Annotated in this window: 7 protein-coding genes and 1 pseudogene; 1 reads left to right on the top strand and 7 read right to left on the bottom strand. The window is 60.0% G+C overall.

The window, feature by feature from the left end; all coding sequences use genetic code 11:
- On the top strand, positions 1 to 880 hold an 880-nt coding region (locus EN991_RS16240), incomplete at its 5' end, for a chemotaxis protein CheB (protein ID WP_164769118.1).
- A 326-nt stretch (positions 881 to 1206) separates the two neighbouring features.
- Here the strand turns inward: EN991_RS16240 and EN991_RS16235 are convergent.
- From EN991_RS16235 to EN991_RS16205, 7 genes and pseudogenes are all read right to left on the bottom strand, one after another.
- Positions 1207 to 1452 carry a hypothetical protein gene (locus tag EN991_RS16235; RefSeq protein WP_127367886.1) on the bottom strand — a complete coding sequence of 82 codons (246 nt, stop codon included), beginning with the start codon at positions 1450 to 1452 and terminating at the stop codon, positions 1207 to 1209.
- 42 nt (positions 1453 to 1494) lie between these two features.
- Positions 1495 to 1878 (bottom strand): hypothetical protein, encoded by a 384-nt coding sequence (locus EN991_RS16230; protein WP_063170813.1) that lies wholly within the window; start codon positions 1876 to 1878, stop codon positions 1495 to 1497.
- Between the two features lie 722 nt (positions 1879 to 2600).
- Positions 2601 to 4013: pseudogene (locus tag EN991_RS16225) on the bottom strand (response regulator); the annotation flags it as partial.
- Complete coding sequence (gene ugpC / locus EN991_RS16220) at positions 3974 to 5059, bottom strand: sn-glycerol-3-phosphate ABC transporter ATP-binding protein UgpC (protein WP_127369132.1); 1086 nt, start codon at positions 5057 to 5059, stop codon at positions 3974 to 3976. The pseudogene EN991_RS16225 and the gene ugpC, both read right to left, overlap by 40 nt.
- Before the next feature lie 11 nt (positions 5060 to 5070).
- The gene (locus tag EN991_RS16215) at positions 5071 to 6003 is read right to left on the bottom strand and encodes a 3-keto-5-aminohexanoate cleavage protein (protein ID WP_064994970.1); all 933 of its coding nucleotides are present in this window, start codon (positions 6001 to 6003) and stop codon (positions 5071 to 5073) included.
- A 31-nt stretch (positions 6004 to 6034) separates the two neighbouring features.
- Entirely contained in the window at positions 6035 to 6883 is an 849-nt protein-coding gene (locus EN991_RS16210; RefSeq protein ID WP_127369131.1) for a carbohydrate ABC transporter permease, read from the bottom strand.
- A partial coding sequence (locus EN991_RS16205; protein WP_164769116.1) for a sugar ABC transporter permease occupies positions 6880 to 7327 on the bottom strand: 448 nt, incomplete at its 5' end. The genes EN991_RS16205 and EN991_RS16210, both read right to left, overlap by 4 nt.

The raw sequence follows: 7327 nt of genomic DNA, 5'->3' as shown, positions 1-7327 counted from the left end.
CCTCATCGTACAGCACGTCGGTCTCACGAGTTACCTCGGCGACATTCTCGGTCGCGCTGCCAACATGCCCGTAGCGAATGCCGCCAGCGGCACGAAGGTTAAAAACGGGCACATCTTCGTTGCACCGCCCGGAGCTCACCTGCTTTTACATGATGATCACATGCTGCTGCGGCGCGGGCCGCGGGAGAATTTGGCGCGCCCTGCCATCGATCCCCTTTTTCGATCAGCGGCCTGCAGCTTTGGCGGCAGCGTGATTGGTGTCGTGCTCACGGGCAGCCTCTCCGACGGGACCGCCGGCTTGCGCGCCATCAAGATTTGCGGAGGGGTCAGCGTGGTTCAAGATCCCGACGACGCTGCAGTACCCGATATGCCGCTGAGCGCCTTGCAGAATGTGGAAGTCGACCATTGCGTCGCCCTGTCCGAAATGGCTGGCCTGTTGCGCAGGCTTGCGTCCGAACTCGCAGGGCCGACACCAGAAATCCCGCCTGTCATCCGCCTTGAGGCTGCGATTGCTGCTCAGGAGCACAGCACAATGGAACAGACAGAACGCCAGCTTGGCATCCCCTCGACATTTGTCTGCCCCGAATGTCACGGACCGCTTTGGGAGATCGAAGACGGGCCGATTACCCGTTACCGTTGTCACACTGGACATGCATTCGGAGCGGACGTTTTGATGCAGGCCCAGGCGGACGATGCGGAACAGGCCCTTTGGAGCCTTCTAAGAGCGCACCAGCAGCGGGCCGAGTTGGCGAAACGGACGGCGCAACGAGAAGCCGCTCGGGAAAGACATAGCTTGGCCAGCCAAATGGCTACGCGGGCCGCGGAACACGAAGCCGACGCGAAACTTATTGAAGAAATTATCCATCGTCGAAGGCCGTGACAAACACACGCCCCGACAACCATGACCTTATTTCGGTCCGGGGCTCACAGTACGGCGTTGGCGACTTGCCGGAAACCATGATCCCCCACAGAGACAGCGAGGGTGGTCAACACGAGTCATTCTTCAAACATCCTTCAATGCCGGCGGCAAACAACGATATTAGGTCACATTAGCGTCAGGCGGACGACGTCATTTCTACCTCGACGGCAGAAGGCGCCAATCGCATTTTCAGGCGTCTTGCAGTTCGAAAGCAATGATGGCAGCCTCAGCGACCGCATGCCGCTGGCGTTGGTGCGCAGCCATAATGAATAGCTAGGGCCGCGTCCTCATCCGTCGGGCGGCTCACGCACCAACTCGAACGTGACCTTCACGGAGAATAGGAGCTTGCTGGTGTGATCGCGGACATGGATGGCAACCTCTCTGAAAGTGCCGTCCGGCATCCGGTCTTTGGCTATTTCAAGCAACGCTCTTGCTGCCTCATCTTCAGCGGCTTCCCGGCTCGCAATTTCGGTTCCTTCAGGATCGGGAAAGACTTCGCCATCGTCGGTTAAATCAAAGAAGAAGCGGGCCATGCGACCCTAATTCCGAATCCCCGAAAAGGTTTCCTTGTAGCGCTACTTGCTGGTGATCCAATCCACCAGGCCGGTTTCCATCTGCTCGCACCCGGTGAATTCATGTACCAGGCTCGTGGCCAGATCACGCCATTGATACTCAGGCACACCCGTTTGCCTGACCAACTCTCGGAATGCCGATCGGAGAATGTCGGCGTCAAAGGCGGAGACGGCGACGCTTGCCACGCCCGGATCTTCCCACCCTCGCGCCATGTCATCGTGGTGACGTTGGCGAAGGCGTTTGAGCAGTTCGCGCGATGTCTCGATTGCGCGCCTTGAACGATCCACGTCTTGGCGAAACTTGGCAGTTCCGATCATGGAATTATGCCGAACAAGATAGCCGGTTGCGATTACGCCTTGTGCAACTTCTAAATGCGTTCGAACCATCGCGGCCTCCCTTCCAGCGAAAGGAATTGTTTACCCTGTTGTCCAGCATAACCCCAACGGATTCGCTGTACGTTTTCAACCAATCGGCTATTCGGCGATTGTCGGCCAATTGCTGGGTTTTAGCTCCGGTGAGCGGCACTTCACCTCAAAGTGCCGTGGCGGCCGGCGCAGAGGTGCGCGAACGTTGGCGCCGACCAACAGAATCTGAGCGGTCATGCCTCGCGCTGGTGGAGTATATCGGCCCTTCGGGAACCACAGTGACGCCAAACGCAACGACCCGGAGAAGTCGGTGCGCACAGTCATTCATTTACAATATTAGCGCAGGCTGAAACTCGGACATGCAGGGTAGCTCGTACATGCCCTTAGCCCCGGTGAAGACCCAGCGCCGGCGCTTTTCTGTTTCGCTGCTGGGTAGGCCTGTCCGCACTCCTGCTTGACTGCGCGACTGCGAGAACAACGCCTCGCGGGTTCCCAATCCTTGCAAGTTAGATCCGGGAGCTAAAGTGCGGCATAGGCTGGTAGGGCAGGCGACCAAAGCGATCTTTCGAAGAACGAAGTCGTCCTCTCGCACGAATCGGCTGCTTGAACGTACACTTTCCATAGACCCTTCTGACCGCCGAGCAGGTTGCCGCTTCGCAAGTACTCTCAGAGAAAAATATTGGAGGATCTTATCCCAGCTTGACGCATCAAGGAACTCAAAGGGGGTGGTGTCTAAGGCGACCCTACGCGACATTAGCGGCTGCTATTGCGTTCGCCAATTCTTCTTCAGTAAACGGCTTGCTGAGAATTTTGATGTCGCGAGTCCCCGGGAGTTCGGCGTAGCCCGTTGCTATAATGACGGGTACGTTCGGCCACTGGACTTTGATCGTATTCGATAGCTGCAGGCCCGTCATCTTCGGCATAGCATGATCCGTTATGACGAGGTCGAACGGCTGCTCCTCCAGCAACCTGAGGGCTGCCGCCGCAGAATGCGCCTCCGCGACAGTATGGCCGAGATCCTCGAGCATTGCCGCGGTATTCAAAAGGACCAGCGCATCGTCATCCACTGCCAGAATCCGCAGCGACGCCGTCTCAATGGCTTCCTCGGCAAGAACATCCGGCCCGCGCGCGAATTCCGAGCTCGCGGTTGCCACCGGCAGCCATAGTTCCGCTGTGGTTCCGGTTCCCCTGGAGCTCTTGAGCACTAGGCACCCGCCCATTTGCTCTGTCATCCCATGCACCATAGACAGACCGAGACCCGTACCTTTGCCAACGCCTTTTGTGGTGAAAAACGGTTCCGTCGCCCGAGCCAGCGTTTCTCCGTCCATTCCTTCGCCACTGTCGGCTACCGAGAGGCAGACATAATGGCCGGGAGCCAAGCCAGCACCATTGCTTTCGCCGACCTGTTCCATCCGGGCGGAAATGATGATCGTCCCACCATCAGGCATGGCGTCACTGGCGTTGACACACAGGTTGAGCAAGGCAAGTTCGATCTGACTTTCATCGATCATTACATGATCGAGCGAGAGCGGAAATTTCGTCTCTATGATCGCCCTTGAGCCCAGCGATCGTTCCAAGAGATCCTTCATTCCGTGTATGAGCCCTATCAAATCGACAGGCTTTGGATCGAGTTGCTGCCGCCGGGCAAAGGCCAGCATGCGCTGCGTCAAGGACGCTCCCCGTCGCGCGCCGAGCACCGCGTTGTCGAGAAGACGCAGCAATTGTGGATCGTCGGGAAGCCGTTTGCGGAGCAGCTCAAGACTTCCCAGAATCGCCATCAGCAAATTGTTGAAATCGTGGGCGACGCCGCCCGTTAGCTTGCCGACCGCATCCATTTTTTGTGAATGGAAAAGGGCCTCACGGGCCTGATCCAAGGACTCCTGCGCCTTCTTCCGCTCCGTAATGTCGCGTGTGATCTTCGCGAACCCCAGGAGTTCGCCATCCTCGTGCCGAATGGCGTCGATGACCACGTGGGACCAGAACGCAGTGCCGTCTTTGCGTATACGCCAGCCTTCGCGCTCAACTCGCCCTTCACGGGCGGCGATCTCCAGGGCACTTTGCGGACTGCCTCGCTCGCGATCCTCGGGCGTGTAGAATTGCGAAAAGTGCCTGCCGATTATTTCGTCGGCCGAGTAACCTTTGATGCGTTCTGCACCCGCATAATGCGCTGACCCTTGGCGTTGAACAGATGCAACTGGGTGAGGTCCGGCGCCAGGAAAACCTTCTGGCCCGGCATCACGGAAATCCGCTCGCGCAGCAACGCGCTCAAGGTGTTGGTGCCGGCTTTGGCCATGACAAGGGTTTCCGCGCCGGTCGGCTCGACCACTTCGACCACCGCCGGCACGCCGCTGTCTGAGAGCTTGAGATGTTCGGGCCGGATGCCCCAGGCAAGCGCACTTTCGCCCTGTCCCAACGCAGGCAGCGGAAATACCGTGCCGTCGCTGGCGACAAAACCGTCCGTAGTGGTGCGGCCGTCCAGGATGTTCATCGACGGCGAGCCGATGAACTGGGCAACGAACAGATTGGCCGGCCGGTCGTAGAGATCGAGCGGGGCGCCGACCTGTTCGACGATGCCGCCATTCATGACGACGATCTTGTCGGCCATAGTCATGGCTTCGACCTGGTCGTGGGTGACGTAGACGATGGTGGTTCCCAGGCGCTGGTGCAGCGCCTTGATTTCGGCGCGCATCTGCACGCGCAGCTTGGCGTCGAGGTTGGAGAGTGGCTCGTCGAACAGAAAGACCTTCGGGTCGCGCACGATAGCGCGGCCCATGGCGACACGCTGGCGCTGCCCGCCGGAAAGCTGGCGCGGATAACGATCCAGCAAGTCCTGCAGTCCGAGGATCGTCGCGGCACGCGCAATCTTGGCGTCGATCTCGCTTTTATCGATCTTCTTCAGCGTCAGTGCGAAGGCCATGTTCTCACGCACCGTCATGTGCGGGTAGAGCGCATAATTCTGGAAGACCATGGCGATATCGCGCGATTTCGGCGCGACATCGTTGATAACCTTGCCTTCGAGCGCGATCTCGCCGGCGCTGATGTCTTCCAGGCCGGCGATCATCCTGAGCAAGGTCGACTTGCCGCAACCGGACGGGCCAACCAGGATGACGAATTCGCCCGACGCGATGTCGACGGACACGCCGTGGATGACCTTCGCCTTGCCATAGGCCTTATCGACACCTGATATGGTGAGCGCACTCATTGGTATTTTCCTTAGAAAGAGACCTTGTCGCCGCCCTTGAGCTGCAAGATCTGCCGTGCCTCGTCAGGGGTGGCGACCGAAGCGCCAAGCCCTTCGATGATCTGGCGTACCTTGCGCACCTGCTCGGCATTGGATTTCGCCAGTTGGCCCTTGCCGATCCAGAGCGAGTCCTCCAGCCCGACGCGCACATTGCCGCCGAGCGCAATGGCCTGGGTGGCGATCGGCAGCTGGCTGCGGCCGGCGCCCAGCACCGACCAGTGGTAGTCCTGTCCAAACAGCCGGTCGGCGGTGCGCCTCATATGCGCGACATCTTCCGGATGGGTGCCGATGCCGCCCAATATGCCGAACACGCTCTGGACGAAGAACGGCGCCTTGACCAGGCCGCGCTCAACGAAATGGGCGAGCGTGTAGAGGTGGCCGATGTCGTAGCACTCGATCTCGAAACGCGTGCCGTTTTGCGCGCAGGTGCGCAGGATGTGCTCGATGTCGCCAAAGGTGTTGCGGAAGATGCGGTCGCGCGAGCCTTCGAGATAGGGGCGTTCCCAGTCATGCTCGAAGGTCTTGAAGCGCTCCAGCATTGGGTAGAGGCCGAAATTCATCGAGCCCATGTTGAGCGATGCAACTTCCGGCGCAAAGGTCGCCGCCGGCTTGACGCGCTCCTCGACGCTCATTGTCGCGGCGCCGCCTGTGGTGATGTTGATGACGCAGTCCGAGCGTTGCTTGATCACCTTCAGGAAGGGCGCAAACGCCTCGGTCGACTGGTCGGGCCGGCCGTCGGCGGGGTTGCGCGCATGCAGATGGACGATGGCAGCGCCGGCCTCGGCCGCGCCGATCGCGGCATCGGCAATCTCTTGGGCGCTCACCGGCAGATGCGGCGACATGGACGGCGTGTGGATCGAGCCGGTAACCGCGCAGGTGATGATGATCTTGTTCTGGTTCGCCACTTGAAGATTTCCTCGTCTATTTGACCGCAGTCTATTTCACCGCGCCTTGGGTGATGCCGGAGATGAACTGCTTCGACAGCACGATGTAGAGCAGCGTTATCGGCAGCGCCGCCAGAGTGAGCCCGGTGAACAGCACGCCCCAGTCGGTGGTGAATTCACCGACGAAGACGGTGAGGCCCTGCGGCAAGGTTTTGAGCTCGTCCGAGGTGATCAGCACCAGCGGGAAGAAGAAGTCGTTCCAGATCGGCACGGCGTTCTGGATGGCGACGATGACCAGGGCCGGGCGCGCCAACGGCAACATGATCGAGCGCATGATGCGAAATTCGCTGGCGCCGTCCATGCGTGCGGACTCTTCCAGTTCGCGCGGCAAGGTCCGGAGGAAGCCGGTCATGATGAACACCGCTGAGGGAATGCCCATGGCGACATAGACCAGCACCAGGCCGGCATAGCTGTCGACCAGCCCAAGCGAATCCAGCTGGATGAACAGCGGAATGATCGCCAGTTTGAGCGGCACCGTCATGCCGCTGAGGAAAAACATCAGCACCAGCGCGCTCAGCCTGAACTGGTAGCGGGCAATCGCATAGGCGGCCATGGTGCTGAACAGAAGGATGAGGGCGACCGCGGCCATGGTGATGCCGACGGAGTTGGCGAGGTAGCGCACGAAGTTGGTTTCGCTCCACACCCGCTCGGCATTGGCCAGCGAAAAGTGCGCCGGCAGGGCGAAGGGCGAGGAGAAGATCTCGGCATTAGTCTTGAAGGACGACATCGCCATGACGAACAGCGGATAGATCATGATGACGGCGTTGATCGCCAGCATCAGCTGGATGGCGCCATTCTTCAGCAACTCGGCGGGTTGCCCGGTGCGGGCTGTCGCGCTCACAGCTCGATCTCGCGACGGCGCAGGTAGCGAAGCGCGATTGCAGTGACGCCTGCAACGATGATGAACATCATCACGGCCAGCGCGCTGCCCTGGCCGAAATCCTGGATCCCGGTCGTCGTCGAACCGAAGGCGGTGCGGTAGAAATAGAGGCCGAGCACATCTGTCGCGCCGCCGGGCGAACCGGTGAGGCCAGCCATGACATAGGGGATTTCGAACCAGTTGAAGCTGCCGATGAAGGTCAGGATGGTGACGATGGTGACGCTCGGCGCAATCAGCGGCCAGATAATCCTGGTCATCAGCACATAGTCGCCGGCGCCGTCGAGACGGGCAGCCTCGATGACTTCCTTGCTGACGCGCTGCATGCCGGCCAGCAGCACCAGGGTGGGGAGGCCCAGCCAGTGCCAGACATTGGCGAACAGGACGCTGCCGAGGGCGGTGTGTTCG

It is taken from the genome of Mesorhizobium sp. M7A.F.Ca.US.005.03.2.1 (assembly GCF_003997795.1).
In the GTDB taxonomy this organism is placed as follows: Bacteria; Pseudomonadota; Alphaproteobacteria; order Rhizobiales; family Rhizobiaceae; genus Mesorhizobium; species Mesorhizobium ciceri.
Note: the sequence above shows the minus strand (reverse complement) of the source record. Positions and strands in the feature narration are given on the sequence as shown.

What these genes read in the sequence shown, in the direction of transcription:
- EN991_RS16230 (WP_063170813.1), bottom strand. Translation starts at nt 1,878, where the DNA reads ATGGTTCGAACGCATTTAGAAGTTGCACAAGGCGTAATCGCAACCGGC.
- EN991_RS16235 (WP_127367886.1), bottom strand. Translation starts at nt 1,452, where the DNA reads ATGGCCCGCTTCTTCTTTGATTTAACCGACGATGGCGAAGTCTTTCCC.
- ugpC (WP_127369132.1), bottom strand. Translation starts at nt 5,059, where the DNA reads ATGAGTGCGCTCACCATATCAGGTGTCGATAAGGCCTATGGCAAGGCG.